The sequence below is a fragment of the Luteibacter sp. UNC138MFCol5.1 genome (genome assembly GCF_900110505.1).
Taxonomy (GTDB): Bacteria; Pseudomonadota; Gammaproteobacteria; order Xanthomonadales; family Rhodanobacteraceae; genus Luteibacter.
This window is the reverse complement of the sequence record NZ_FODZ01000002.1, coordinates 807,614-831,075: the sequence shown is the minus strand read 5'-3', so window position 1 is coordinate 831,075 and position 23,462 is coordinate 807,614. Positions and strand designations below refer to the sequence as shown.

The following is a 23,462-nucleotide window of genomic DNA, read 5'->3' as shown; positions in this document are numbered from 1 at the left end:
GGTCCGCTCCCACAATTGCACCTGTGGGAGCGCACCTGGGCGCGACATGTTTGAGGCCGTGGCTGGGAGCTGGCGCGCGAACTTGGCGACCAGGGCGAAGAGCCGTCGCGGCCGGGTCCGCTCCTACACCGCGTCGGTTGCTTACCCCAGCTTGCGGGCCTGCTCGCGCATCGCTTCCGCCTGGCGCGTCCAGTCCGCGATGCGCTGGCGCTCCTGCTCCACGACTTCCGCCGGCGCGTTGGCGACGAAGTTGGCGTTGCCCAGCTTCGCTTCGCACTTGCGCACCTCGCCTTCCACGCGGGCGATTTCCTTCGCGAGGCGCGCCTTCTCGGCGTCGACGTCGATGAGACCGGCGAGCGGGATCAGGACGCGCATGCCGCCGACGACGGCGACCGCGGCCGCGGGCTCCTCGCCCGACACCCAGGTCGGGGATTCCACGCGACCCAGGAACGCCACCTGCGCGGCGAACTTGGTGGCGCGTTCGCGATCGGCGGCGTCGCCGTCGGCGAACAGCAGGGGGATGACCTTGCCCGGCGCGATGTTCATCTCGGCGCGGATGCGGCGCACGCCGGTCAGGACGTCCTTGACCCATTCGATCTCGGCGGTCGCCGTCGCGTCGCCCTCGACATCGGTCGCTTCGGGGTACGGACGCAGCATCACCGTTTCACCCTCGATGCCGAGCACCGGCCGCACGTGCTGCCAGATTTCCTCGGTGACGAAGGGGATCAGCGGATGCAGCGCGCGCAACAGCGTTTCCAGCACGTGCACGAGCGTGTAGCGCGTGGACGCGATCTGCGCGGCGTCGCCGCCGTTGAGCGCCGGCTTCGACAGTTCGAGGAACCAGTCGCAGAACTCGTTCCAGGTGAACTCGTACAGGGCCTGCGCGGCCTGGTCGAAGCGGTACAGCGCGAACTGCTCCTTCACCGTCGCCAGCGTGTCGCGCAGGCGCGTGAGGATCCAGCGCTCGGCTTCCGTCGTCGGCTTCGCGACCGCGACCGGGCCGTCGCCGAGGTTCATCAGCACGAAGCGCGACGCGTTCCAAAGCTTGTTGACGAAGGCCTTGTAGCCGCCGCAGCGTTCGAGGTCGAACTTGATGTCGCGACCGTGCGTGGCGAGCGAGGCGAAGGTGAAGCGCAGGGCGTCGGCGCCGAAGGCGGGGATGCCGTCGGCGAACTCCTTGCGCGTGGCCTTCTCGATCTTCTCGGCCATCTTCGGCTGCATCAGCCCGCGCGTGCGCTTGGCGAGCAGCTCGTCGAGGGTGATGCCGTCGATGAGGTCGAGCGGGTCGAGGACGTTGCCCTTCGACTTCGACATCTTCTGGCCGTCCTTGTCGCGGATCAGGCCCGTGACGTAGACGTCCTTGAACGGGACTTTGCCGGTGAAGTGGTCGGTCATCATGATCATCCGGGCGACCCAGAAGAAGATGATGTCGAAACCGGTGACCAGCACGTTCGTCGGCAGGTAGCGATCGAAACCGCGCTCGGCCTGCGCCTGCGGGTCCGGCCAGCCGAGCGTCGAATGGCTCCACAGCGACGACGAGAACCAGGTTTCGAGCACGTCGTCGTCGCGACGCAGCGGGCCGGCGTGGCCGAGCGCGTCGGCCTTCGCCCGCGCCTCGGTCTCGTCGTGCGCCACGACGATCGCGCCGCCGTCGGTGTACCACGCAGGGATCTGGTGGCCCCACGTGAGCTGGCGGCTGATGCACCAGTCCTGGATGTTGCCGAGCCAGTGGCGATACGTGTTGATCCAGTTCTCCGGCACGAACTTCACGTGGCCCTGCTCGACCAGCTCGAGGCCGCGCGCGGCGAGCGTGTCCATGCGGATGAACCACTGCCACGTGAGGTACGGCTCGATGACCTGGCCCGTGCGGTCGCCGCGCGGCACCTGCAGCTTGTGCTTCTTCGTCTCGACGAGGAGTTCCTGCGCCTCCAGGTCGGCGAGCACCGCCTTGCGCGCGACGTAGCGGTCCATGCCGCGATACTTCTCCGGCGCCGCGTCGTTGATCTTCGCGTCGTCGGTGAGGATGTTGATCATCGGCAGGTTGTGCCGCTGGCCGATGGCGTAGTCGTTGAAGTCGTGCGCGGGGGTGATCTTCACGCAGCCGGTGCCGAAATCCTTCTCGACGTACGTGTCGGCGATGATCGGGATCTGCCGGTCGGAAAGCGGCAGCGCGAGCATGCGGCCGATCAGGTGCGCGTAGCGCTCGTCTTCCGGATGCACGGCCACGGCGACGTCGCCCAGCATCGTTTCCGGGCGCGTCGTGGCGACGACGAGTTCGCCGCTGCCATCGGTCAGCGGATAGCGGATCGACCAGAGCGACCCGTCTTCTTCCTCGCTGACCACTTCGAGATCCGAGATGGCGGTCTTCAGCACCGGGTCCCAGTTCACGAGCTTCTGGCCGCGGTAGATCAGGCCCTCGTCGTACAGGCGCACGAAGGTTTCCACCACGGCCTTGGACGGGCCCGGGTCCATCGTGAAGACCTCACGGCTCCAGTCGCCGGACACGCCCATGCGACGCATCTGGCGGCCGATCGTGCCGCCGGATTCTTCCTTCCACTGCCAGACGCGCTGGATGAACGCCTCGCGGTCGAAGTCGGCGCGCTGCTTGCCTTCGGCGTTCAGCTGGCGCGTCACGACCATCTCGGTGGCGATGCCGGCGTGGTCGGTGCCGAGCTGCCAGAGCGTGTCGTAGCCGCGCATGCGGTGGTAGCGCACGAGCGTGTCCATGATCGTGTGCTGGAACGCGTGGCCCATGTGCAGGGTGCCCGTGACATTGGGCGGCGGCAGCATGATCGTGTAAGGCGTGCCCTTGCCGGACGGCTTGAAATAGCCGTTGGCCTCCCACTGGGCGTACCACTTCGACTCGATCTGGCTGGGCTCGAAACTCTTGTCCATGCGTGGGCTCTCGGCGCGCGCCGCGGCGGCGCGCTTTGGAAGACGTAAAGACCGCCATTGTAGGCGATACTTGCGGGATGACTGAACTCGAAGTGGCCGCGATCCTCGGCGCGGAGGGCCCTTTCGCCCGTGAAGTACCGGGATTCGCGCCCCGCGAGGCCCAGCAGCGCATGGCGGCCGCCGTGGCCACGGCCATCGGCGAGCGCGACATGCTCATCGCCGAGGCGGGCACGGGTACCGGCAAGACCTTCGCGTACCTGGTTCCCGCCCTGATGTCGGGGCGCAAGGTCATCGTTTCCACCGGCACCAAGGCGCTGCAGGACCAGCTGTTCTTCCGCGACCTGCCGCGCGTCCACTCGGTGCTGGGCAGCCGGGCCCGGACGAGCCTGCTCAAGGGGCGCGCCAACTACCTCTGCCTGTATCGCCTGGACCAGGCGGTGCGCGAGGGCAATCCGGACCGCCAGCTGGTCTCCCAGCTCTCCGCGATCCGGGCGTGGTCGGCGCGGACCCGGCGGGGCGACCGCATGGAAATGGTGGACATCCCGGAGGATTCGCCGGTCTGGCCGCGCGTGACCTCCACGCCCGAGAACTGCCTCGGCTCCGAATGCCGGTTCTTCGAGGAGTGCCACGTCGTGAAGGCGCGGCGCGAGGCGATGGAGGCCGACATCGTGGTGGTGAACCACCACCTGCTCATGGCCGACCTGGCGCTGAAGCAGGAGGGGTTCGGCGAGATCCTGCCGGGCGCCGACGCGTTCATCCTCGACGAGGCGCATCAGATTCCCGAGCTGGCGGGCCAGTTCTTCTCCCAGAGCGTGAGTTCGCGGCAGATCGTCGAGCTCGGCCAGGACGCGCTCGCGGAGGCGCAAGGTGTCACCGGCGCGACGAGCCAGCTGCTGGAGCCCGTCGAGGTCATCGGCGACCTCGTAAAGCGGCTGCGCCTCGCGATGGAACCGTTGCCGAACCGGGGCCCGCTCGGCGCCCTCGATCGCGACCCGACGGTGCGCGAGACGCTTGTCGAGCTGCGCGACGTGATGGCGGCGCTGTCCGATCTGCTGGCGGCCCTTGGCGAGCGCTCGCGGGGCCTGGCGAACGCTTACGAACGTGCGCAGATGCTGAGCCTGCGGCTGGATCGCATCGCCGAGGAGCATTCGGCCAGCGACGTGCGCTGGTACGAGACCTGGCCGCGCGGCTTCGCGCTGCATGCGACGCCGCTGGACCTCGCCTCGCCGCTGCGGGCGATGCGCATGTCGACCGACGCGGCGTGGATCCACACGTCGGCGACGCTGTCGATCGCGGGCGACTTCGGCCATTTCTCGCGTCAGCTCGGCCTCGAAGACCCGCGCACGTTGCACGTGGAGAGCCCGTTCGACTACCGGCGGCAGGCGCTCGCGTACCTGCCCAGGGATCTGCCGGACCCGGCCGCGCGCGATTACACCGATCGCGTGATTGCGGCCATCCGTCCCGTGCTCGAGGCATCGGACGGCCGGGCGTTCCTGCTGTTCACGTCGCACCGTGCCCTGCGCCGTGCCGCGGAGTTGCTGGAAGGGAGCGTGCCGTGGCCGCTGTTCGTGCAGGGCACCGCGCCGCGCCACCGTCTTCTGGAGGAATTCCGCGCGAGCGGCCGCGGCGTGCTGCTGGGAGCGGCGAGCTTCTGGGAAGGCGTGGATGTCGCCGGCGAAGCGTTGAGCGTCGTGGTGATCGACAAGCTGCCGTTCGCGATGCCCGACGATCCCGTGCTGCAGGCGCGCCTGGAAGCCCTGGAGGAGGCCGGCATCAATCCGTTCATGGGCTGGCAGGTGCCGACCGCCGTGATCGCGCTGAAGCAGGGCGCCGGACGCCTGATCCGCGACGTGCACGATCGCGGCGTGCTGGTGCTGTGCGATCCGCGCCTGAGCACGAAAGGCTACGGGCGCCTCTTCCTCGCCAGCCTCCCACCGATGCCGCGGACGCGCGAGCTCGCCGACGTGGTCTCGTTCTTCGCGCAGGGCGACGAGCCGATTTAGTCGCCGATACGATCGGCTCCCACCCTTCGGTAGCCAAGGTGCCGTCGCGATCGACGCGGCGATCTCATGAAGCGCCTTCGTCCTGGACGATCATCACCGTCGCGCCGGCCGGACCCGCCACGCCGTGATGCGGCGAACCGGCCGCAGGCTGGATGCTGTCGCCGGGACGGATCACCTGCAGGTCGCCCGTCGGCGCCTGGACGCGGAGCTCGCCCGATACGACATACCCGGCGTCGCCATGCCGCCATGGCAACGACGCGCCCGGTCTGATCGACACCTGCAGCATGCGCAACGCCGGCCGGCCATCGATGAGTCCGGACGTGCCCGCGTTCCCCTCGCCCGAAAGGCGAAGCGTGCTGGCGAGTTCGCGAACGTCGGTGCGTGGCGGTGTCGTCGTGGCGGCGATGGCCGCGCCGATCATGAGGGCGGCGGGTAGCGCTAGCTGGACGGGCGGCATGGTGGCGATCCTTGCGACGTGGGGTGCGGGCATCGTCCTTGCCCGCGCGTGCGCTGTCATGAGAACACTCTCATTCGCATGACTTATTCAGCGTTCGGCCAGCGAACGCCCGCTTCCCGCCAGAAAGCCAGCCGCTTCGTGGCCCGTCGCGGCGCGACGATCCAGGTTCCCATGCCAAGGAGTTCCGCCATGTTCCGCTGGACGCAATCGATCACCGCGAAGGTGCTGGGCATCGGCGCCCTCGCACTGATCATGCTCATTCCGCTCACGCAGGCCGATGGACTGGTGCGCGAGCGCCAGGCGATGCGCGAAGCGGCGTCGGTGCGTGTCGCCGAGGGATGGGGAGGGCCGCAGACGATCGGCGGGCTCGTCGTCGCCGTGCCGACGAGGCACGAGATCGCCGGCAGCGACGGGCGAATCGCCAGCGTGCGCGACGGCACGGAAATCGTGCTCGCCGATCAGCAGTCGACCGTCGCGGACCTCACCGTCGAGCGCCGGCACGTCGGGATGTACGAGGTGCCTGTGTACACGGGCGACGTGACGCTGCGCGGCCGCATCCTTCCCGACGATCTGCGCCGTTTCGCCGCCGACACGGGCTCGACCTGGGCGATGGGCAAGGCCGAGCTGCGCCTGCTCGTCGCCGACACGCGCGGCGTGCAGGACATCACGTCCGTGACGGTCGACGGGCGGCCCGTGCGGTTCGCGTCGTCCGCGGCGCGCATGGGACCCTACACGGTGCTCTCGGCGCCGCTTCCGATCGACGCCGGGCGGACGACACCCATCGATTTCGCGGCCACCCTGCGCATCGCCGGCACGGAATCGTTCTCGGCGCTGCCGCTGGCACGCACGAATAGCGTGCGCATCCGCTCGGCGTGGCCCGACCCCGGGTTCACCGGCGCGCTGCTCCCGGGCAAGCGCAGCGTGACGAAGGAGGGCTTCGACGCCGCATGGCAGGTGCTCGACCTCAATCGCGACTACGGTCAGCACTGGGACGCGGCGAACACCGAGGTGGCGGGCCGGCTCGCGTCGTCGGCGTTCGGCGTGAAGCTGCACCAGCCGGGCGGTGTCTACCAGCAGAACGACCGCGCGGGGAAATACGGCCTGCTGTTCATCGCGCTGACGTTCGTCGCGTTCTTCCTCTTCGAGATACTCAAGGGACTGCGCCTGCATCCCGTGCAATACCTGCTCGTGGGCGCGGCCATGACGAGCTTCTACGTGCTGCTGCTCGCGCTCTCCGAGCAGATCGGGTTCGGGGCCGCGTACGCCGTGGCGGCCTCGACCGTGGTGCTGATCGTCGGCGGTTACGCGACGGCGGCCCTGCGCGCGCGGGGCGCGGGGCTCTGCCTCGGCGGCGTCCTGGCGCTCGTTTACGTCATACTCTACGGCCTGATCGGCGCGGAACAGTACGCGTTGCTGATCGGTTCGGTGGTTCTGGTGACGGTGATCGCGCTGCTGATGTACCTCACCCGCCGCATCGACTGGTACGCCTACGGCACGCCGCCCCTGCCTTCGACGGAATCGCCATGAACTTCCTCGCCATCGAAACCTCCACGGAAGCCTGCTCGGTCGCGCTCGTCCACGGCGACGAAGTGATCGAGCGCAGCGAGATCGCGCCACGCCGGCACGCCGAGCTGGTGCTGCCCATGGCGGACGAACTGCTCGCCGAGGCCGGCCTGAAGCGCGAGGCCCTGAACGGCATCGCGGTGGGTCGCGGCCCAGGTGCGTTCACGGGCGTGCGTCTCGGCGTCTCCCTCGCACAGGGCATGGCCATGGCCCTCGACGTGCCCGTGGTGACGGTCTCGTCGCTGGAAGCGCTGGCGCTGGAAGCGCCGGAGGACGATGCGGCGATCCTCTCGGTGATCGATGCGCGCATGGGCGAGATCTACGTCGCCGCCTGGCGTCGCGAAGGCGACGGAAGCGTCACGCTGATGGATCGCGAACGCGTGGATACCGCGGCCGCGCTCGTGCTGCCCGAGGCGTCCGGCTGGCACGTGGTGGGTACCGGCTGGGCGACCTACGAAGCCGCGCTGCGCGAACGCATCGCCGCGCCGATCCGCTCGGCGGACGGCGCGCGTTTCCCCCAGGCGCGGCACGTGGCGGAGGTCGCCGCGCGCCGCTTCCGCGACGGGCAGGCCGTGGCGCCCGAACTCGCGCTGCCGGTGTACCTGCGCGACAAGGTGGCACTGACGTTGGTGGAGCAGGGCAAGGCCTGAGCGGGACCCGCTGCCTTTCGCCAGGAGGTGCCGGTCCTGTTGCCGAGCGTTGAAAAGCTGTCGCGGCCAGGTCCGCTCCCACCAAAGGCCGTGTCCCTCTGACTGTGGGAGCGGACCCGGCCGCGACGGCTCTTCGCGAAGAGCGGCAGGTCCTGCTGCCGGGCGTCGAAAGCTCTCAGCGGGACACCAGCACCGCTTCGATCACGGAGCACACGTGCTCGAACGCGGGGTCGTCGAGCCAGGGGCTGTTCGTGATGGTCAGCGTGCGCGCCGCGAAGTCGTGCGCGTTCGGCACGTCGTCGCCGCCGGCCATGCCGCCGAGATAGTCGTAACCGGGCAGCGCGTGGATGAACATCCGCGCCACGCCGTGCCGCGACGACCACAGTCTCGCCAGCACGGCGTCGCGCGTCGTGCGGTCGGGGAGTAGCAGCATGAAATACGGCCAGGTGCCGCCGTCGTCGCGGAACACGGTGACGCCCGGCAGCGTGGCGAGCGCCGGAAGGCGTGACTGCGCCTGCGCGGTCGTCGCGGCGATGAACGGAGGCAGCCGCGCGAACGCCCTGGCGCCGACCGACTGACGCCAGCGGCCCACGCGGTGCAACGGGAAATCCGGATCGAAATGCTCGCCGGCTGCGCCGAGCAGGTCGTCGCGCCGTAATGCACGCCGCATCGGACGTCCGTAAGCCAGGCCGAGGCCGCGCGGGCGATACAGCGCCGCGTAACCGGTCAGCTCGATCATTCGACGGGCCTCCCATACCGGGTGCCAGCGCGCGATGCGCCGCGAGGTCCGGGCGAAGCGCTCGCGCCACGCGGCGTCGCGGGAGACGAGGAGTCCGCCTTCGAAGATCGACAAGCCCTTGCCCGCGGCGAGGCTGAAGAAGCCGACATCGCCGAGCGTGCCGGCGAAGCGTTCGCCGCTGCGCGCGCCGAGGGCCTGCGCGGCGTCCTCGACGGTGAGGGCGCCCGCGGCGTGCGCGATGGCGTTCGCCGTCGTCACGTCGGCGAGGCGGCCGCCGAGGTGCGTCGGCACGACCGCCAGCGTGCGCTCGCCGCACGCGGCGGCGAGCCGGTCCGGGTCCATGTCGAAGTGACCGGGCGACAGGTCGACGAGCCGCGGCACGAGCCCCGCCCGGCGCACCGCCAGCGGCACGAGCGGGCACGTGAACGCGGGAATCGCCACCTCGGTGCGGGATCGCGCGTGCTCCGACAGCGTGCGCAGCGCGACCGTCAACGCGGCCGTCCCCGAGCATTCGAGCTGCGCGCCATCCGTGCCCAGCCAGTGCGCGGCGAGGGCCGTCAGGGGCGCGGGCACGTCGCCGCGCAGGTCGGCCAGCCGCAACGGCAGGCCGGCGGTCGGCGGCGCCTCGCGCTCAGGCCGGAACGGCATGGGCGTCGGCCCCTTCGTCGCCTTCCGCGATCGCGAGGCAGACGATGCCCGCGACGATCGCGATCGCTCCGGCGATCTGCGTCGGCCTGACGGGTTCGGCGAAGAGCCACCACGACAGCGCCATCACGCTCACCACTTCGAGATGCGACGCGGCGAACGCGGGCCCGATCGGCGCGTGCTTGAGCAGGCTCATCCAGGTGACGAACGCGCCGATGTAACCGAGCACCGCGCCGTAGATCCAGGGGTGCGCGAAGACGCGCGCGAGCCATGCCGTGCTCACCTCGACGGGCAGCGCGTGCGCGCCCGCCATCTTGAAGCAGACGAGGTTGAGCGAATCGAACGCGAGCAGCAACGCGAAGCCGACGAGGTAGAACCGTTTCACGATCCCGCTCCGACGATGGCCACGCCCGCGGCGACGAGCAGGATGCCGGTCACGCGCAGCGGGCTGAGTTTTTCGCGGAACAGGAGACGGCCCGCGATCATGATGGCCACGATGTTGATGGAGCCCAGCAGCACGCCTTCGGACAGCGGCACCAGCGAGAGGAACGCGATCCACACGACGAATTCGGCGACGTAGCAGGCGATGCCCGTCCAGATCCAGGGGCGCGCGAACATGTAGCGCCAGCGCGCGAGGCCGTCTCCGGCGCGTTCGTCGCCCGCCGCCGCCTTGAACGCCAGCTGGCCCGCCGTGTCGAGCAGCACGTTCGCGATCCATAGGGCGAGCACCAGGCCGTGCATCGTCACGCCGCCATGCGCGGCGAACGCGTGTCGCGCGCGACGCGGTTGAAGAAGTCGGCGGTGCGCTCGATCAACATGCGGCGTTCTCGGTCGATCGTGATCATGTGGTAACTGTCGGCGAGCAGCAGCATTTCGATCGGGCCGCGCACCCGTCGCGCCACGAGGTCCGCGTTCGCGATGCTGGCGACGTCGTCGTCCGCCGCGTGCGCGATGAAGCACGGCGCGACCACCTGCGGCAGCCGGCGGCGCACGTCGCGCGACAGCTTCACCATCTCGGCGAGCGCGGGCCAGGGATTGCCGGGCAGACCGGCGGCCTCGCTGTCGCCCGAGAACATCGCCGCGCTGACCTGCGCGCGCAGCCGCTCGTCGCGAATGCCGTAGGGCGGCTGTTCGATGAAGCTCCGGCGCTGGCCGATGCCGAGGCGCTTGAACAGCGGGAGCAGGAACGAGAGCCTGCCCGTCCAGCCGATGGACCAGCCGTCGTAACGGAAGGTGGCGCCGAAGACGCCGACGCCGTCGATCCAGTCCGGCCGCATGGCGGCCAGCCGCAGCGCGAGCAGGGCGCCCATGGACAGGCCCGCGACGAACAGGCGGTCGACGCGTCCGCGGAGTTCCTCGGCGGCCGCTTCGACGCTCGCGTACCAGTCCTGCCAGGTGGTGGCGAGCAGGTCGTCCTCGGTGCCGCAGTGACCGGCCAGCTGCACGCCCACGACGGTGTAACCCGCGCGGTTCAGGCCCTTGCCGACCAGACGCATCTCCGTGGGCGTGCCGGTGAGTCCGTGGATGAGGAGGACACCGTCACGACCGCCTTCGAACTGGAATGCCGCCGAATTGCTCACACCGACGCCTCGCGCCTTCGCTTCGATGTGCCCATGGTCCCAGCGAGGAGTTTCAGGCGCCTTTCCGGCCCTGTTACCGTGGGAGCGCACCTGGGCGCGATGGGGGCTCGCGGCACGTTCCCATCGCGCCCAGGTGCGCTCCAACGGGCTAGGCGGTCGTCACGGCCGGGAAGTGGAGTTCGACGCGCAGGCCTCCGGAGGCGGCGTGGCGGAAGGCCACCCGTGCGGCGTGGCGTTCGGCGATGCTCTCGACGATGGCGAGGCCGAGGCCCGTGCCGTCCTCGTCGACGCCGGGCACGCGGAAGAAGCGTTCGCCCAGCTGGTCGAGGAACGCGTCGTCGACGCCGGGGCCATCGTCCTCGACGGCCAGCAGGGCCTCGTCGCCCGAGCGTCCGAGCGAGACGGTCACCGTGTGTCCGCGGCCGGCGTAGTGGAAGGCGTTGTCCACGAGGTTGTCGATCACCTCCTGGATCTGCAGCGCGTCCCCGCGGATCGGCACGGGTCCGTCGACGCCCTCGTAGCCGAGGTCCACGCCGAGGTTCAGGGCCTGGTGGACGCGCATGCCCACGGCCTCGGGCACGACGCCGGCCAGGTCGATGATCGCCATGCCGTCGTGGTCGGGCAGGTCGGGCGACTGCGTGCGGGTGAGGGCCAGCAGCTGCGCCGACGTGCGCGCGGCACGCGCGGCAAGGCGGTGCACGTGCGCCAGCGCGTCCGCCCGCGATGCCGGGTCGTCGGAGGCTTCGAGCCGCTCGACATGCAGCTGGATCCCGGCCAGGGGCGTGCGCAACTGGTGGGCCGCGTCGGCGATGAAGCGTTCCTGCAGCCCGAGCATGTTGCGCATGCGGGCGAAGAGATCGTCGATCGTGCGGGTGAGCGGGAGTATCTCCACCGGCACGTCTTCCTCGCCGATCGGGCCGAGGTCGTGCTCGCGCCGCCGCAGGCGGGACATCAGCGGCTCCAGCACGCCGAGACCGTGGCTCACGCCGAACCACACGAGCGAGAGCACCGCGACGATGAGCAACGCCTGCATGGGCAGGCTGAGGAAGAGGATCTCGCGCGCGCGGATGTGGCGGTCGCGCAGGTTCTCGGCCACGGTGATCGTGAGCGTGTCGCCGGGATCCTGGTGGCTGGGCACGCGCATCACGGCGGCGCGCAGCGGCCGACGGCCGAGCATCGTGTCGTACAGCAGTGGCACGGCGTCGACGGCGACCTTGCGCTCCGGTCCCTTCAGCTCGGCATTGCCGATCATCCGTCCGTGGCGATCGCTGATCACCTCGTAGTAGTTCCGGCCATCCGGGTCGTACTCGAGCAGGAAGCGCGCCTGCGCGGTCAGCTCGCCGCGCAACGCGTCGTTGCCGATCATCTCGGAAAGGGTCAGCGCGGAGTCCGAGAGATCCGCGTCGTGCACCCGGTTGGAGTACGCCAGCGCCGCGTAGTACGCGATGACCGCGTCGAGCAGCAGCACGCCGAGCACGGGAACGAGGAGGAACGTGAGCAGGCGTCGGCGCAGGCTGGGACGTGCCGGCCGGCGCGGGGCCGCGTGGCGGCGTTCAGGCATCCGCCGATTCTTCGAGCATGTAGCCGAGGCCGCGTATCGTCCGCACGCTCGTGCCGGACCCTTGCAGCTTCTTGCGCAGCCGGTGCAGTGCGATGTCCAGACCGTTGTCGGTGAGGTCCTCGTCCCAGTTGCACAGGGCTTCGACCAGCTGCGCGCGGCTGGTCACCTTGTCCGCGCGCGCGGCCAGCGCTTCCATCAGGCCGAATTCGCGCGCGGTGAGGTCGAGGGCGGCGTCGCCGATCCAGGCGCGGTGGCCGGGAATGTCCAGGCGCAGCCTGCCGATGCGGAACTCCGGCGTGCCGTTGGTGGTGCGGCGACGGAGAAGGGCACGCACGCGCGCTTCGAATTCCGCCAGGGCGAAGGGCTTCACGAGGTAGTCATCGGCGCCGAGGTCGAGCACGCGCACACGTTCCTTGAGGCCTTCGCGCGCCGTGACCACCAGCACCGGCACGCCCGAGCCGCGCTTGCGCGCACGGGCGAGCACGTCGCTGCCGTCCACCATGGGCAGGCCCAGGTCGAGCACCAGAAGGTCGTAGTCGTGATCGCGCAGGGCGTGGTCGGCGCTGGCGCCGTCGGCGACGTGATCCACGGCATGGCCGCCCTGCTGGAGGGAGCTCTTCACGGCCGCGGCGATCGCGGCGTCGTCTTCGGCGAGAAGGATGCGCATGGCGGGAGGATACGCTCCGGAGTGGGTGCGGCGCATGCTGCCGCGGGAGGCTTTCCGGCGTCTTTCCTGCCACTGCGGCGGCTTGCACCGGGCGACCCTTGCCGCCCAATTGCGAACGATTCGCATTGTGGTTTACCATGACCGCCTGTCGAGTGACCGTTACACAGGGGCGTTCCAGCACATGCGCGATACCGTCGACCGGCAACGCCGCGCGTTCTGGCTGAAGCACCTGCATCGCTGGCACTGGATCAGCTCGGCGGTCTCGCTGGTCGTGCTGCTGCTTTTCTCGGTGACCGGCTTCACGCTGAATCACGCCGCGCGGATCGAAGCGTCGCCACGTGTCGAGCGGCATGCCGCGACCCTTCCGGCGCCGATGGTCCGCACGCTGGCCGGATCGCACGGCAAGTCTGGCCCTCTACCCGACGATGTCGCCGCCTTCGTCGCCGACCGCACCGGCGTGGATCCCGCCGGCCGCTCCGGCGAGTGGAGCGATGACGAGGTCTATGTCTCGCTGCCGCGCCCCGGTGGCGACGGCTGGGTCAGCGTCGACCGGGAAACCGGCGAGGTGGAGTCGGAGGTGACGGACCGCGGCTGGCTCGCGTACCTCAACGACCTCCACAAGGGCCGCAACACCGGCCCCGTCTGGAGCTGGTTCATCGACGTGTTCGCGCTGGCCTGCCTGGTGTTCGCGATCACGGGACTGCTGCTGCTCAAGATGCACGCCGGCCAGCGCGGCATGACGTGGCCGATGGTCGCGCTCGGCTTCGTGCTGCCGGCGGTCATCGCCCTGATCTTCATCCACTGACGGGAACCCCCATGCGTCGACGCCTGCCGTTCGCCCTCTGCCTAGCCTTCGCCGCGCCGATCGGCGCGGCGGACCTGAACATCACCGTGGAGATCCCCACGCTCAAGGTCAGCGAATACCACCGGCCGTATGTCGCGGTGTGGATCGAGCGCGACAACGCGACGGTCGCCAACCTCGCCGTCTGGTACGAGATGAAGAAGGGCGACGGCGAAGGCACCAAGTGGCTGAAGGACATGCGGCAGTGGTGGCGCCGCGGCGGCCGCGACCAGACGATGCCGATCGACGGCGTCTCCGGCGCCACGCGTCCGGCGGGCCAGCACCAGTTGCGCTTCACGGAAGGCAAGGCGCCGCTCGGCACGCTGGCGCCGGGCCATTACGAACTCGTCGTCGAGGCGGCGCGCGAGGTCGGTGGGCACGAAACCCAGCGCATCGCATTCGACTGGCCGGCGAAGTCCACGCAGCACCTGTCGGCGAAGGGCGCGGAAGAGCTCGGCCAGATCACCCTCGACATCAATCCCTGAGAACCGGAGCTTATCGATGAAGCACGCCATTGTTCGCACCGCGCTCTGCGCCGCCCTCGTCCTGCCGCTCGCCGCGCACGCCCACAAGATGTGGATGGTGCCGTCGGCCACCGTGATCTCCAGCGACGACGCCTGGGTGACCGTCGACGCGGCGGTGTCCAACGATCTCTACTACCCGGATCATTTCCCGGCGAAGCTCGATCAGCTCGTCATCACCGCGCCGGACGGCTCGACGGTGAAGCCCGAGAACGCGTCGACCGGCAAGTACCGCAGCACGTTCGACCTGGCCGTGCCGCAGAAGGGCACTTACCGCCTCGCGCTGGTCAACCAGGGTGTGTTCGCGAACTACGAGGTCGACGGCAAGAAGCAGCGCTGGCGCGGCACCGCCGACGAGTTGAAGGGCGCGATTCCCGCGAACGCGAAGAACGTGCAGGTCGCCGAGATGGCCTCGCGCGTCGAGACGTTCGTCACGCAGGGCTCGCCCAGCGCCGGGGCGCTGAAGCCGACGAACAAGGGCCTGGAACTCGTGCCGGTCACGCCGCCGAACGACCTGATGGCCGGCGAGAAGGCGACGTTCCAGCTGCTCATCGACGGGAAGCCGGCGGCCAACCTCAAGGTCGTCGCGATCGACGGCGGCACGCGTTACCGGAACAAGCAGGACGAGCTCGACACCACGACCGACAAGGACGGCAGGTTCAGCTTCACGTGGCCGGAAGCGGGCATGTACTGGGTGAACGCCTCCACGGAAGACGACAGGACTTCGGTCAAGGATGCGAAGCAGCGTCGCCTCGCCTATACGGCGACGCTCGAAGTGCTCCCGCAGTAAAAGCACGATGACGCCTGACGACAGGAACGGCCCCGGCCGCGACAGCACTTCGCGAGGAAGCTTGGGTTCCGTGGCTCGTGGCGTGGCAAGACGCGGCGCGCTCGCCGTGTTCATGGCGTTGCTGTCGTTCGCCTCCATCGCCACCGCCACGGATGTCCGTCGTTTCGAAGGCGAGACCATGGGCACGACGTGGTCGGTGAACGCGGTGTTGCCCGATGGCGCGGACGACCGCGCGATCGAGCGGGGCATCCAGGCCGAGGTGGATCGCGTCGTCGCGCAGATGAGCACCTACGAACCCGACTCCGACCTGAGTCGCTTCAACCGTGCTCCCGCCGGCACGTGGCAGACGCTGCCGCCGGAGTTCTTCGCGGTGCTGCGCTACGCCCTCGGTCTCGCGAAGTATTCCGGCGGCGCCTACGATCCCACCGTCGGCCCGCTGGTGAACCTCTGGGGCTTCGGACCCGACCGTCGCCCACACGAACCACCGGATGCCGCGGCCATCGCCGCCGCGCGCGCACGCGTCGGCTGGTCGAAGATCCGCCTCGACGAGGCGGGGCACCGCGCGTTCCAGCCCGGCGGCGTGTACGTGGACCTGTCGTCCGTCGCCAAGGGGTTCGGTGTCGATCAGGTGGCGCGCTTCCTCGACCGGTCGGGCGTGCGGGCTTACCTCGTGGAGGTGGGCGGCGAATTGCGCGCGCACGGACGCAAGCCGGACGGCACGCCGTGGCATGTCGGCATCGAACGGCCCGGTGCGGCCACCGGTGCGGTCGACGATCCCGACCAGGTCGGGCGCATCGTGTCGCTGACGGACAAGGCGATCGCCACGTCGGGTGATTACCGGCACTTCTTCGAAAGCGGCGGCCGGTTCTTCTCGCATCACATCGATCCGCGCACGGGGCTGCCGGTCGCGCACCGGGTCGCCTCGGTGAGCATCGTCGCGGACGACTGCATGCACGCCGATTCGCTCGGCACGACGATGACCGTCCTCGGTCCGGAGGCCGGCATGGCGTACGCGACGAAGCACGGCATCGCCGTGCTGTTCATCCTGTACGGCGAGAACGGTCGTTTCGAGGAACGCGCGTCACCGGCGTTCCTGGCGGCGACGAAGTCGTGAGCGCGTCGTGAGGGCGCTCCTCGGTCAGCTGGCCATCGGACTGGCGCTGCTCGTCGTCGCTCTGTCCTGCTGGCGCCTGCAGGCACCGGCGAGCATCGGCGTCGGCTCGCCGTGGAACGTCACCGCCGCCGGCGCCATCGCGCTCGCGTGGATCGGCTTCACCGTCCGGATGGCGGTGCGACGAACACCCGACGAACCCCATGACGCGGGCGGCATCCTCGTCGTCCACGCGTCGCAGACGGGTTTCGCGACCGAACTGGCGACGAAGACCGCCGACGAACTGCGCGCGGGCGGAAAGCCCGTCGACATCCGCGGCATCGACGCCGTCACGCCCGCCATGCTCGCGCAGGCGACGCGCGCGCTGTTCGTCGCGAGCACCACGGGGGAGGGCGATGCGCCGGATGCGGCGACCGCGTTCCGGCAGCGTGCGATGCGCGCGCCCGCGGCACTCGGTGGACTCGCCTACGGCGTGCTCGCCCTCGGCGACCGCGATTACGACGACTTCTGCGCCTTCGGCCGCGACCTCGACGCCTGGTTGCGCGCCAGTGGCGCGACGCCGCTGTTCGATCGCGTCGACGTCGACAACGGCGACGAGGGCAGCCTCCGTCACTGGCAGCACCAGGTCGCGCACGTGGCCGGCACGACCGGACTCGCCGACTGGCGCAGGCCCGCATATCAACCGTGGCGTCTCGTCGAGCGGCGCCTGCTCAATCCCGGCAGTGCCGGCGGACCGTGCTTCCATGTCGCGCTCGCGCCGAGCGACGAGACAGATCTCACATGGGACGCCGGCGACATCGCCGAGGTCGGGCCGCGGCGGCACCGTGCGGATGAAGGCACGCATCCCCATCGCGAATACTCCATCGCGTCGCTGCCGACGGATGGTGCGATCCACCTCGTCGTGCGCCAGATGCGTGGCGAGGATGGCGATCTCGGCATCGGATCGGGCTGGCTGACCGAGCATGCGGCCATCGGCGACGCGATCGATCTCCGCGTACGTCGCAACGCGGGGTTCCACGCGCCTGCCGACGACCGGCCGCTGCTGCTCGTCGGCAACGGCACCGGTATCGCGGGACTTCGCGCCTTGCTCAAGGCGCGCATCGCGCAAGGTCGTCATCGCAACTGGATGATCTTCGGCGAGCGGCACAGCGCGGTCGATCGGCTGCATGTCGACGAGCTGGTCCAGTGGCATGCGGAGGGCGGGATCGAGCGTCTGGACCTCGTCTGGTCGCGCGAATCGTCGACGGAGCGCTACGTGCAGGATCGCCTGCGTGCCAGCGCCGACGCGCTGCGCGGGTTCGTCGCGGATGGTGCGAGCATCCACGTCTGCGGCAGCCTCGCCGGCATGGCGCCGGGGGTGGATGCCGCGTTGCGTGCCACCCTGGGTGACGTCACGGTCGATGAACTCGCGTCGACGGGGCGCTATCGACGCGACGTCTACTGACGCTCTCGCGAGCACCCATCGCCGATACGATCGGCTCCCACCCTTCGGTAGGTGACCTGCCACGAACCGGTGGGAGCCGATCGTATCGGCGATCCCGCGGCAGCGGGCCGAATGCCGGTGTAGCAGGATCGCTGGATAGTCCTCAGACCACCCGAAGCAGGACCTTCCCGTCCCGCCGGCCATCGAACCGCAGCGACGTCAGGTCCGTCACCCACTCGACGTTCGGGGGCACCTCTTCCGGATGATCGCCCGCGATGGCGATGACCCGCGCACCCGCGGCGAGGCCGGCGTCGATGCCCGCCTTCGCGTCCTCGAACACCAGGCAGTCCTTCGGATCGGCGCCCATGCGCCGCGCACCGAGCAGGTAGCCCTCGGGATCGGGCTTGCCCAGCGTCACGATCTCGCCCGTCACCATGCGCGGCGGCGGCACGATGCCCGCGGCGCCGAGACGTGCCTTCGCCAGTACGGTGTCGGCCGAGGTGACGATGGTCCACGCGTCGGGCGGCAGCGAGGCGAGGAGTTCCACGGCGCCCGGAATCGGCACGATGCCGTCGACGTCCTCGACCTCCTCGCGGTACAGGCGCTGGTACACCGCCTCCACATCCATGCCGGGCTTCGCGAACATCTCGACCGAATCGCGCATGCGCACGCCATGCAGTCGCGGCAAGACGGTGTGCCAGTCGATGCCGTTCTCGTCGCACCAGCGCTTCCAGATCTTCTCGACGACGACGCGCGAATCGATCAGCGTGCCGTCCATGTCGAACAGCAGGGCCTGTGCCTCGATGACCGTGCCCGATTGAAGTCGCATGATGCCTCCGGAAGGTGGAAAGCCTTCCACCATACCGGAGCATCGTCGTCGCGTCAGCGCACCGCGGTGGCCGCGCGGTCGCGGATCGCCTCCGCGACGATCGCGTTCACCTCTTCGGCGGCCTTGCGCGAGGCGGCGGCCTGCTGGCGACCCCATTCGGCCTGCGTCTTTCCGTTCATCGCACGAAGCTGACCCAGTTCGGCCATCTTCTTCGCGAGCTCCGCCTGCTCCTTGCCGATCGCCGCGTGGCCCGCCGCGTAAGCGGCCCGGTCGTCGGGGCGCATCGGCATCGTCTCCTTCACGGCCAGCTCCGCCTGGCGGTGGGCGAGCTTCGACATCTGCTCGTTGAGGATGGCCTGCTGGCGATCGATGTCCGCCATCTTCTCCGCGCTCATCCGGCCCGACTCGGCGGGAACGGCGCTGCGTGCGAAGGCTTTTTCGATCCGCTTGAGGTAGGCAGGATCCTTCAGCACCCACGCCTGCGCACCGTCGCGGTACCAGACGAACTCGCCCGCGCCGGCGCGCGCCGCTTCCGCGCGCTGGAAGTCGACGTTGCTGCCGTTCATCACATGGATGTCGTCGCCGAAGTAGATGAACGCGTGGTCGGGCAGGTGGCCCGGGCCGGGACGGTATGCCGTCGCGGGTGTGGGCGGCGCCATGGGCGCGACGGGCGCGGGCGGCGGCACGGGCATCGTTACCTCATCCGCCATCGGAGCGGCGGGCGCGGCGGGTGCAGGCGGTGGCGCCGGCGCGGCGTCCACGAAGGCGACCGGCCGCGTCGTGGCACTGTCCGCGGCGACCACGCGCCAGGGCGTGACACCGACGACCGCGATGGCGGCGACGAGGCAGAAGGCGAATACGGGGCGCGATGCCTGGGTGGCCTGACCGAGCATGTCGAGTCTCCTTTTCAGAGTGCGGAACGTGGGTGAGGCGCCTGCCAGCGCGTGATGCGGGTGCGGCGTGACGCCGAGGCGCAGGAGCATGCGTCCATAGGTCCGCGCCGCCTGACGGCCGCGCGAGACGACCAGGGCGTCGCAGGCCGCCTCGCGGCAGATCGCGTACTCGCGCGTCGCCAGGTGGACGAGGGGGTGGAAGAAGAACAGCGTGCGTGCGAGCACGGGAACCCAGCCGAGGACGAGGTCGCCGCGGCGCACGTGCGCGAGCTCGTGCATGAGCGCCATGTCGAGTTCGTCGTCGTCGAGGCGCTCGTCCAGCGGCAGCAGGATCGTCGGGCGCAGGAAGCCGACCACCTGCGGCGAATCCACTTCGCGCGAGACCGCCAGCCGCGGCGAGCGACGCAGGCCGAGTTCGCGGGCGCGTTTCGCGCAGAGCGTGTCCACGCGGACGTCGTCGTGCGCCAGCGAGCGGCGCAGCACGCCGGCGAGCCGCGCGCCGCGGACGGCGGCGACGATGAGCTGCCCGAGGATTCCGATGGCCCAGAGGCCGAGCACGATGGCGATCCAGGAGATCGCGCCTGCGTTGAGGGTGGTGGTCTGCGTCGCGCCGGCGTCGGTTACCTGCGGGACATCCATGACGGCCGCTTGCGCCGTCACGGGCGCAGGCGCGGGAAGCAACGGCAGTTCGAACGGCGCGGGGGCGACGATGCCCACGATCAGCTGTGCGCCGAGGAGCCACCACAAGAGGCTGCGCGTCGACGCGGACAGTGACGGGAACGACCGGCAGACGGCGTAGACGAGCGCACCGAGCAGCAGGGCCTGCGCGGAGGCGAAGGCGAGCCGGGTGGACAGCGTATCGAGGAAGGCATCCATGTCAGCGCTTCTCGCGACGCGACTGCAGGGTATCGACCAGTGCCTCGAGTTCGGCCAGCTCGCTGTCGCTGACCTGGCCGCGTTCGGACATCCACGCGACGAACGGCGAGACCGATCCCTGCAACGTGTTCTGGACGAAGCGCGCGACCGCGCCCGTCATCACCTCGCCGGTGCCGTTGATCGCGCTGTAGCGGAAACTGCCGTCGATCCGGCGGCGGGTGAGGTAACCCTTCGCGCGGAGGCGCTCCATCATCGTCAGCACCGTCGAGCGGGCGAGGCCGCGCGACTCGCCATACCCCGCGACAACCTCCGCCACCGAACTCTTCGGGGCATCCTCGATGTACTGCAGCAGCGCCAGTTCCTGGTCGCCGATCGTCTTCTTGCTCATGCCGCCCGCTCCTGACTACAGCTGTAGGCAGGGTGCGCCTGACGACAGCTGTAGTCAAGCATGACTTCCGGGAGGGGCACCGGTGTGGGAGCGGCCCTGGCCGCGACAGCTTCTCGCGGAGAGCGACAGGTCCTGCGGCGTGTCGCGAACGGCTGTCGCGGCCAGGGCCGCTCCTACAGGCGGTTTCTTACCAGCGGTACGCGACCCGCGTGTAGAGATAGCGGCCGCTGTAGCCGAACGGCGAGTAATCCGGGTACGGCCAGGTGCCGCCGACGGCACCGTCGCTCCCTGCCTTGTACTTCTGCGGATACACGTTGGTGAGGTTGTCCACGCCGGCCGTGAACGTCCATCCGGCCGTGGCGAAGCTGGCCGACAGGTCGAGCAGCCAGCGGGCCGGGAAGACCTGGTCGTAGCCCGGGTTGCTGATCGGATCCTGGTTCTGGCGGAACTGCCCGTAACGCGTGAGCGCGCTGTGGAAGTTCCACGCGCCGAGGGTGTAATCGCCGCCGAGCGCGATCTTGTCGCGTGGCGCGCCCTCGGTGATGTAGCCCTGCGCGATATGGCCCACGCGCACCAGTTCGAGCCCGTTCTGTGCGAGCTGCGGCGGATTCGGCGCCACCGACAGGATCGAGGTGTGGTTGCGGTTGTACGCCGCGGTCAGCTGCAGCAGGCCCGCGTTGCCGAGGTCGAGCCGGTAACCGCTGCTGAAATCGACGCCGCGGGTGCGCGTCTTCAGGGCGTTGGTGAAGTAACTGCCGCCCTGGATGTTGGTGTAGCCCTGGCTCGTCAGGTAGGCGCGAACGTCGTCGCCGACGAGGTTCTCGGAGGGCACGATGCGATTGCCGATCGTGATCTGGTAGACGTCGAGCGAGAACGTCCAGTTGCCCGGCAGGTACGTCGCGCCCAGCGTGTAGTTGTGCGACTTCTCCGCTTTCAGCGGCTCCGCGCCCAGCGCGCGAGCGACGGGATCGCTCACCGCGAAGTTCCGGATCTGCGTCGGCACGCCGCCGATCACGTTGGTCGACGTCGTGGTGTAGAACTGCTGCGCGAGCGACGGCGCCCGGAATCCGGTGCCGGCCGTGCCACGCAGGGCGAACGTGTCGGTGAAGTCGTAACGTGCCGATAGCGTGCCGGAGGTCGTGTTGCCGAAGTCGGTGTAATCCTCGTGGCGCACGGCGAGCGAGCCGCTCAGTTTGTCCGTGATCTGGTTCTCGAGGCTGATGTACTCCGCGACGTCGTGTCGGGCGTGGTAGCCGGAGTCGCCGGGTGTGAAGCCCGGGAATCCCTGCGACCCCGTCCCGAAGTACGACGACGGATCGCCCGCTTCGATGCCATAGCGCTGGTAGAGGTACTCGACGCCGAACGCGAGGGTGACCGGGTTCTGCAGCCAGCCCACCGCGAGGTCCTTCGCGATGTCGACGTCGAACGCCTTCTGCGTGGCGATGAGCCGGCCCGCGTTGAAACGCGTCGGGCTCGTCGCGCCGAGATCCACGTTGAGCGTGTGGATCGGGTCGATGCTTACGTGGTCGCGTCCGTAGTTGCCGCTGACGTCCCAGCGCCATCCGCTCGCGGTCGTGCCGCGCACGCCCGCGACGAGGGCGCTGTCGATCGAGCGCACGTCGTTGAGGGGCAGGAAACCGTTCGGATAGATCGAGCGTATGTTGCGCGCGCTGTTATAGGTGCGGAAAAGCGCGGGCGACGTGCCCTCGCGGCTGCTCGTGCTCGCGAACGCGTAGAAGTCGGCGTTCGACGTCACGGCGTACTGCACGTTGAGCAGCGCCCGGTGGTTGCTGATGTCGGGCTCGCCGATGCGCTGCGTGCGCTGGCCGTAGACCGGCGAGGACGGATCGCGGAAGTCGCGACCGCCGCGGTTCGTCGCATCGGCGTGCCCCTGCACGACGCTCAGGCGGGCCCAGCCCTTGTCGCCGCCGAGCGGCACGCCGATGCTCGCCTCGCCCTGCCATTGCTTGCCGTCGCCCGCGCTGTACCGGCCCGCGGTGATGCTCGCCGAATTGCTGGCTTCCTTCGCGGCGCCCTTGAGGACGATGTTGATCACGCCCGCGATGGCATCGGAACCGTATTGCGCCGAGGCGCCGTCGCGCAGCACCTCGATGTGATCCACGGCGGAAATCGGGATCGAGTTCAGGTCGGCGGGCGCCGAGCCGCGTCCCAGCGCGCCCTGCAGGTTGAGCAGGGCCGTGGTGTGCCACCGCTTGCCGTTGACGAGCACGAGCGTCTCGTCCGGCGACAGGCCGCGCAACGCGGCCGGACGCACGATGCCCGAGCCGTCGTTACCGGGAGCGCGCGGGAAGTTCAGCGACGGCACGAGTCGCGACAACACGGCACCCAGCTGCGTGTCGCCCACCGACTGGAGGTCCTTCGCCGTCACGATGTCGATCGGCGAGAGCGAGCTTTCCTGGCTGCGGTTGACCGAGCGCGTGCCCGTCACGACCACCGATTCCAGGTTCGTGGGAGGCTTGGCCTGCGCATCGGAGGGTGTGTCCTGCGCATGCGCGGCCGGCGCGAGGGCGGCGGCGATCAGGACGAAAAGCGTGGGGCGACGGAAGGGGAGGTGAAGCATGGGGGCGATCCTATGGGGGTAGCGATGGATGAACGACGCCATTCGCGACACGCACGCGAACGACGCTAGCTCGCCGCGAGGGCGAAGGCTTGGAAAAACGGGGATGGCAGCGACGGACCGCGATCGGGCGGCCGTTCGTTCGCGAAGGGGGAGAAGCGCTACGCCGAAGGCGTCAGCGCGAGGCGTTTACGCCCGACAACAGCAACAACACGCCGCGACCAGCAGGGTGGTCGGCAGGGAAGGCGTGTTGACGATGTGCTGCGGGTTCGGGTTCACGGATGCCTCGTGTGGGTGGCCCGGTGAGACGTCTGGATGGCCAGATCGTCGGGCCATGCTGTGGCATGGGGAAAACGATGTCAACCGGGCGACAGCGGAGCGCTTGACGCATCCTCGGGGACCGGGGCCTTGGACCCCGGCGTGCGCCGGGGTGACGGTTGTGGATGTCGGGG

The 23,462-nt window shown here is 69.5% G+C and carries 20 protein-coding genes; 8 read left to right on the top strand and 12 right to left on the bottom strand.

Annotated features, from left to right (window positions below; genetic code table 11):
• Window positions 1-141: 141 nt before the first annotated feature.
• Window positions 142-2,895 carry a valine--tRNA ligase gene (locus tag BMY69_RS08215; protein ID WP_090176876.1) on the bottom strand — a complete coding sequence of 918 codons (2,754 nt, stop codon included), beginning with the start codon at window positions 2,893-2,895 and terminating at the stop codon, window positions 142-144.
• Between the two features lie 77 nt (window positions 2,896-2,972).
• Here BMY69_RS08215 and BMY69_RS08210 point away from each other — a divergent pair, with 77 nt between their 5' ends.
• Window positions 2,973-4,898, top strand: coding sequence for an ATP-dependent DNA helicase (locus BMY69_RS08210; RefSeq protein WP_090176873.1), 1,926 nt, complete (start codon window positions 2,973-2,975; stop codon window positions 4,896-4,898).
• Window positions 4,899-4,962: 64 nt separating this feature from the next.
• Here the strand turns inward: BMY69_RS08210 and BMY69_RS08205 are convergent, their stop codons facing one another.
• Window positions 4,963-5,355, bottom strand: a complete 393-nt coding sequence (locus BMY69_RS08205; protein WP_090176871.1) for a cupin domain-containing protein — start codon at window positions 5,353-5,355, stop codon at window positions 4,963-4,965.
• A 189-nt stretch (window positions 5,356-5,544) separates the two neighbouring features.
• On the opposite strand from BMY69_RS08205, the gene creD reads away from it, so the two are divergent.
• Window positions 5,545-6,882 (top strand): cell envelope integrity protein CreD, encoded by a 1,338-nt coding sequence (gene creD, locus BMY69_RS08200; protein WP_090176868.1) that lies wholly within the window; start codon window positions 5,545-5,547, stop codon window positions 6,880-6,882.
• A complete protein-coding gene (gene tsaB, locus BMY69_RS08195; RefSeq protein ID WP_090051961.1) occupies window positions 6,879-7,568 on the top strand; it encodes a tRNA (adenosine(37)-N6)-threonylcarbamoyltransferase complex dimerization subunit type 1 TsaB in 690 nt (229 codons plus the stop codon). The genes creD and tsaB overlap by 4 nt, the downstream gene beginning before the upstream one ends.
• 175 nt (window positions 7,569-7,743) lie before the next feature.
• Here the strand turns inward: tsaB and BMY69_RS08190 are convergent, their stop codons facing one another.
• From BMY69_RS08190 to BMY69_RS08165, 6 genes are all read right to left on the bottom strand, one after another.
• On the bottom strand, window positions 7,744-8,955 hold the full coding sequence (locus BMY69_RS08190) for a DegT/DnrJ/EryC1/StrS family aminotransferase (RefSeq protein WP_090176865.1): 1,212 nt from the start codon (window positions 8,953-8,955) through the stop codon (window positions 7,744-7,746).
• Window positions 8,939-9,337 carry a DMT family transporter gene (locus BMY69_RS08185; RefSeq protein ID WP_090176861.1) on the bottom strand — a complete coding sequence of 133 codons (399 nt, stop codon included), beginning with the start codon at window positions 9,335-9,337 and terminating at the stop codon, window positions 8,939-8,941. The genes BMY69_RS08190 and BMY69_RS08185 overlap by 17 nt, the downstream gene beginning before the upstream one ends.
• Window positions 9,334-9,693 carry an EamA family transporter gene (locus tag BMY69_RS08180; protein ID WP_090176858.1) on the bottom strand — a complete coding sequence of 120 codons (360 nt, stop codon included), beginning with the start codon at window positions 9,691-9,693 and terminating at the stop codon, window positions 9,334-9,336. The genes BMY69_RS08185 and BMY69_RS08180 overlap by 4 nt, the downstream gene beginning before the upstream one ends.
• 2 nt (window positions 9,694-9,695) lie before the next feature.
• Complete coding sequence (locus BMY69_RS08175) at window positions 9,696-10,532, bottom strand: alpha/beta hydrolase (RefSeq protein ID WP_090176855.1); 837 nt, start codon at window positions 10,530-10,532, stop codon at window positions 9,696-9,698.
• Window positions 10,533-10,680: 148 nt separating this feature from the next.
• Window positions 10,681-12,093, bottom strand: coding sequence for a sensor histidine kinase (locus tag BMY69_RS08170; RefSeq protein WP_090176852.1), 1,413 nt, complete (start codon window positions 12,091-12,093; stop codon window positions 10,681-10,683).
• A complete protein-coding gene (locus tag BMY69_RS08165) occupies window positions 12,086-12,760 on the bottom strand; it encodes a response regulator (protein WP_090055516.1) in 675 nt (224 codons plus the stop codon). The genes BMY69_RS08170 and BMY69_RS08165 overlap by 8 nt, the downstream gene beginning before the upstream one ends.
• Before the next feature lie 181 nt (window positions 12,761-12,941).
• Between BMY69_RS08165 and BMY69_RS08160 the strand changes: the two genes are divergently transcribed.
• The 5 genes from BMY69_RS08160 (at window position 12,942) to BMY69_RS08140 (ending at window position 17,467) form a co-directional block, all read left to right on the top strand.
• Window positions 12,942-13,565, top strand: coding sequence for a PepSY-associated TM helix domain-containing protein (locus tag BMY69_RS08160; RefSeq protein ID WP_090177015.1), 624 nt, complete (start codon window positions 12,942-12,944; stop codon window positions 13,563-13,565).
• 11 nt (window positions 13,566-13,576) lie between these two features.
• Complete coding sequence (locus BMY69_RS08155; RefSeq protein ID WP_090176850.1) at window positions 13,577-14,086, top strand: DUF2271 domain-containing protein; 510 nt, start codon at window positions 13,577-13,579, stop codon at window positions 14,084-14,086.
• Window positions 14,087-14,102: 16 nt separating this feature from the next.
• Entirely contained in the window at window positions 14,103-14,912 is an 810-nt protein-coding gene (locus tag BMY69_RS08150) for a DUF4198 domain-containing protein (RefSeq protein WP_090176847.1), read from the top strand.
• A gap of 82 nt (window positions 14,913-14,994) precedes the next feature.
• The gene (locus BMY69_RS08145) at window positions 14,995-16,026 is read left to right on the top strand and encodes an FAD:protein FMN transferase (protein ID WP_255364497.1); all 1,032 of its coding nucleotides are present in this window, start codon (window positions 14,995-14,997) and stop codon (window positions 16,024-16,026) included.
• Window positions 16,027-16,033: 7 nt separating this feature from the next.
• Window positions 16,034-17,467: a sulfite reductase subunit alpha gene (locus BMY69_RS08140; RefSeq protein ID WP_255364496.1), complete on the top strand. Its 1,434-nt coding sequence runs from the start codon at window positions 16,034-16,036 to the stop codon at window positions 17,465-17,467.
• A 142-nt stretch (window positions 17,468-17,609) separates the two neighbouring features.
• On the opposite strand, the gene BMY69_RS08135 is transcribed toward BMY69_RS08140, so the two are convergent.
• The 4 genes from BMY69_RS08135 to BMY69_RS08120 all read right to left on the bottom strand — a co-directional run bounded on the left by BMY69_RS08135 (window position 17,610) and on the right by BMY69_RS08120 (window position 23,013).
• On the bottom strand, window positions 17,610-18,275 hold the full coding sequence (locus BMY69_RS08135; RefSeq protein WP_090177007.1) for an HAD-IA family hydrolase: 666 nt from the start codon (window positions 18,273-18,275) through the stop codon (window positions 17,610-17,612).
• Between the two features lie 53 nt (window positions 18,276-18,328).
• Entirely contained in the window at window positions 18,329-20,044 is a 1,716-nt protein-coding gene (locus tag BMY69_RS08130; RefSeq protein WP_090176844.1) for a M56 family metallopeptidase, read from the bottom strand.
• A 1-nt stretch (window position 20,045) separates the two neighbouring features.
• The gene (locus BMY69_RS08125; protein WP_090051975.1) at window positions 20,046-20,432 is read right to left on the bottom strand and encodes a BlaI/MecI/CopY family transcriptional regulator; all 387 of its coding nucleotides are present in this window, start codon (window positions 20,430-20,432) and stop codon (window positions 20,046-20,048) included.
• 187 nt (window positions 20,433-20,619) lie between these two features.
• Window positions 20,620-23,013 carry a TonB-dependent receptor plug domain-containing protein gene (locus tag BMY69_RS08120; RefSeq protein WP_255364495.1) on the bottom strand — a complete coding sequence of 798 codons (2,394 nt, stop codon included), beginning with the start codon at window positions 23,011-23,013 and terminating at the stop codon, window positions 20,620-20,622.
• Window positions 23,014-23,462: the final 449 nt, after the last annotated feature.

Bases quoted from the DNA above. Each gene is read 5' to 3' on its own strand.
- BMY69_RS08125 (WP_090051975.1), bottom strand. From the start codon at position 20,432: ATGAGCAAGAAGACGATCGGCGACCAGGAACTGGCGCTGCTGCAGTAC.
- BMY69_RS08130 (WP_090176844.1), bottom strand. From the start codon at position 20,044: ATGGATGCCTTCCTCGATACGCTGTCCACCCGGCTCGCCTTCGCCTCC.
- BMY69_RS08190 (WP_090176865.1), bottom strand. From the start codon at position 8,955: ATGCCGTTCCGGCCTGAGCGCGAGGCGCCGCCGACCGCCGGCCTGCCG.
- BMY69_RS08210 (WP_090176873.1), top strand. From the start codon at position 2,973: ATGACTGAACTCGAAGTGGCCGCGATCCTCGGCGCGGAGGGCCCTTTC.
- BMY69_RS08160 (WP_090177015.1), top strand. From the start codon at position 12,942: ATGCGCGATACCGTCGACCGGCAACGCCGCGCGTTCTGGCTGAAGCAC.
- BMY69_RS08155 (WP_090176850.1), top strand. From the start codon at position 13,577: ATGCGTCGACGCCTGCCGTTCGCCCTCTGCCTAGCCTTCGCCGCGCCG.
- BMY69_RS08120 (WP_255364495.1), bottom strand. From the start codon at position 23,013: ATGCTTCACCTCCCCTTCCGTCGCCCCACGCTTTTCGTCCTGATCGCC.
- BMY69_RS08180 (WP_090176858.1), bottom strand. From the start codon at position 9,693: ATGCACGGCCTGGTGCTCGCCCTATGGATCGCGAACGTGCTGCTCGAC.
- BMY69_RS08170 (WP_090176852.1), bottom strand. From the start codon at position 12,093: ATGCCTGAACGCCGCCACGCGGCCCCGCGCCGGCCGGCACGTCCCAGC.
- tsaB (WP_090051961.1), top strand. From the start codon at position 6,879: ATGAACTTCCTCGCCATCGAAACCTCCACGGAAGCCTGCTCGGTCGCG.
- BMY69_RS08165 (WP_090055516.1), bottom strand. From the start codon at position 12,760: ATGCGCATCCTTCTCGCCGAAGACGACGCCGCGATCGCCGCGGCCGTG.
- BMY69_RS08135 (WP_090177007.1), bottom strand. From the start codon at position 18,275: ATGCGACTTCAATCGGGCACGGTCATCGAGGCACAGGCCCTGCTGTTC.
- creD (WP_090176868.1), top strand. From the start codon at position 5,545: ATGTTCCGCTGGACGCAATCGATCACCGCGAAGGTGCTGGGCATCGGC.
- BMY69_RS08215 (WP_090176876.1), bottom strand. From the start codon at position 2,895: ATGGACAAGAGTTTCGAGCCCAGCCAGATCGAGTCGAAGTGGTACGCC.
- BMY69_RS08150 (WP_090176847.1), top strand. From the start codon at position 14,103: ATGAAGCACGCCATTGTTCGCACCGCGCTCTGCGCCGCCCTCGTCCTG.
- BMY69_RS08205 (WP_090176871.1), bottom strand. From the start codon at position 5,355: ATGCCGCCCGTCCAGCTAGCGCTACCCGCCGCCCTCATGATCGGCGCG.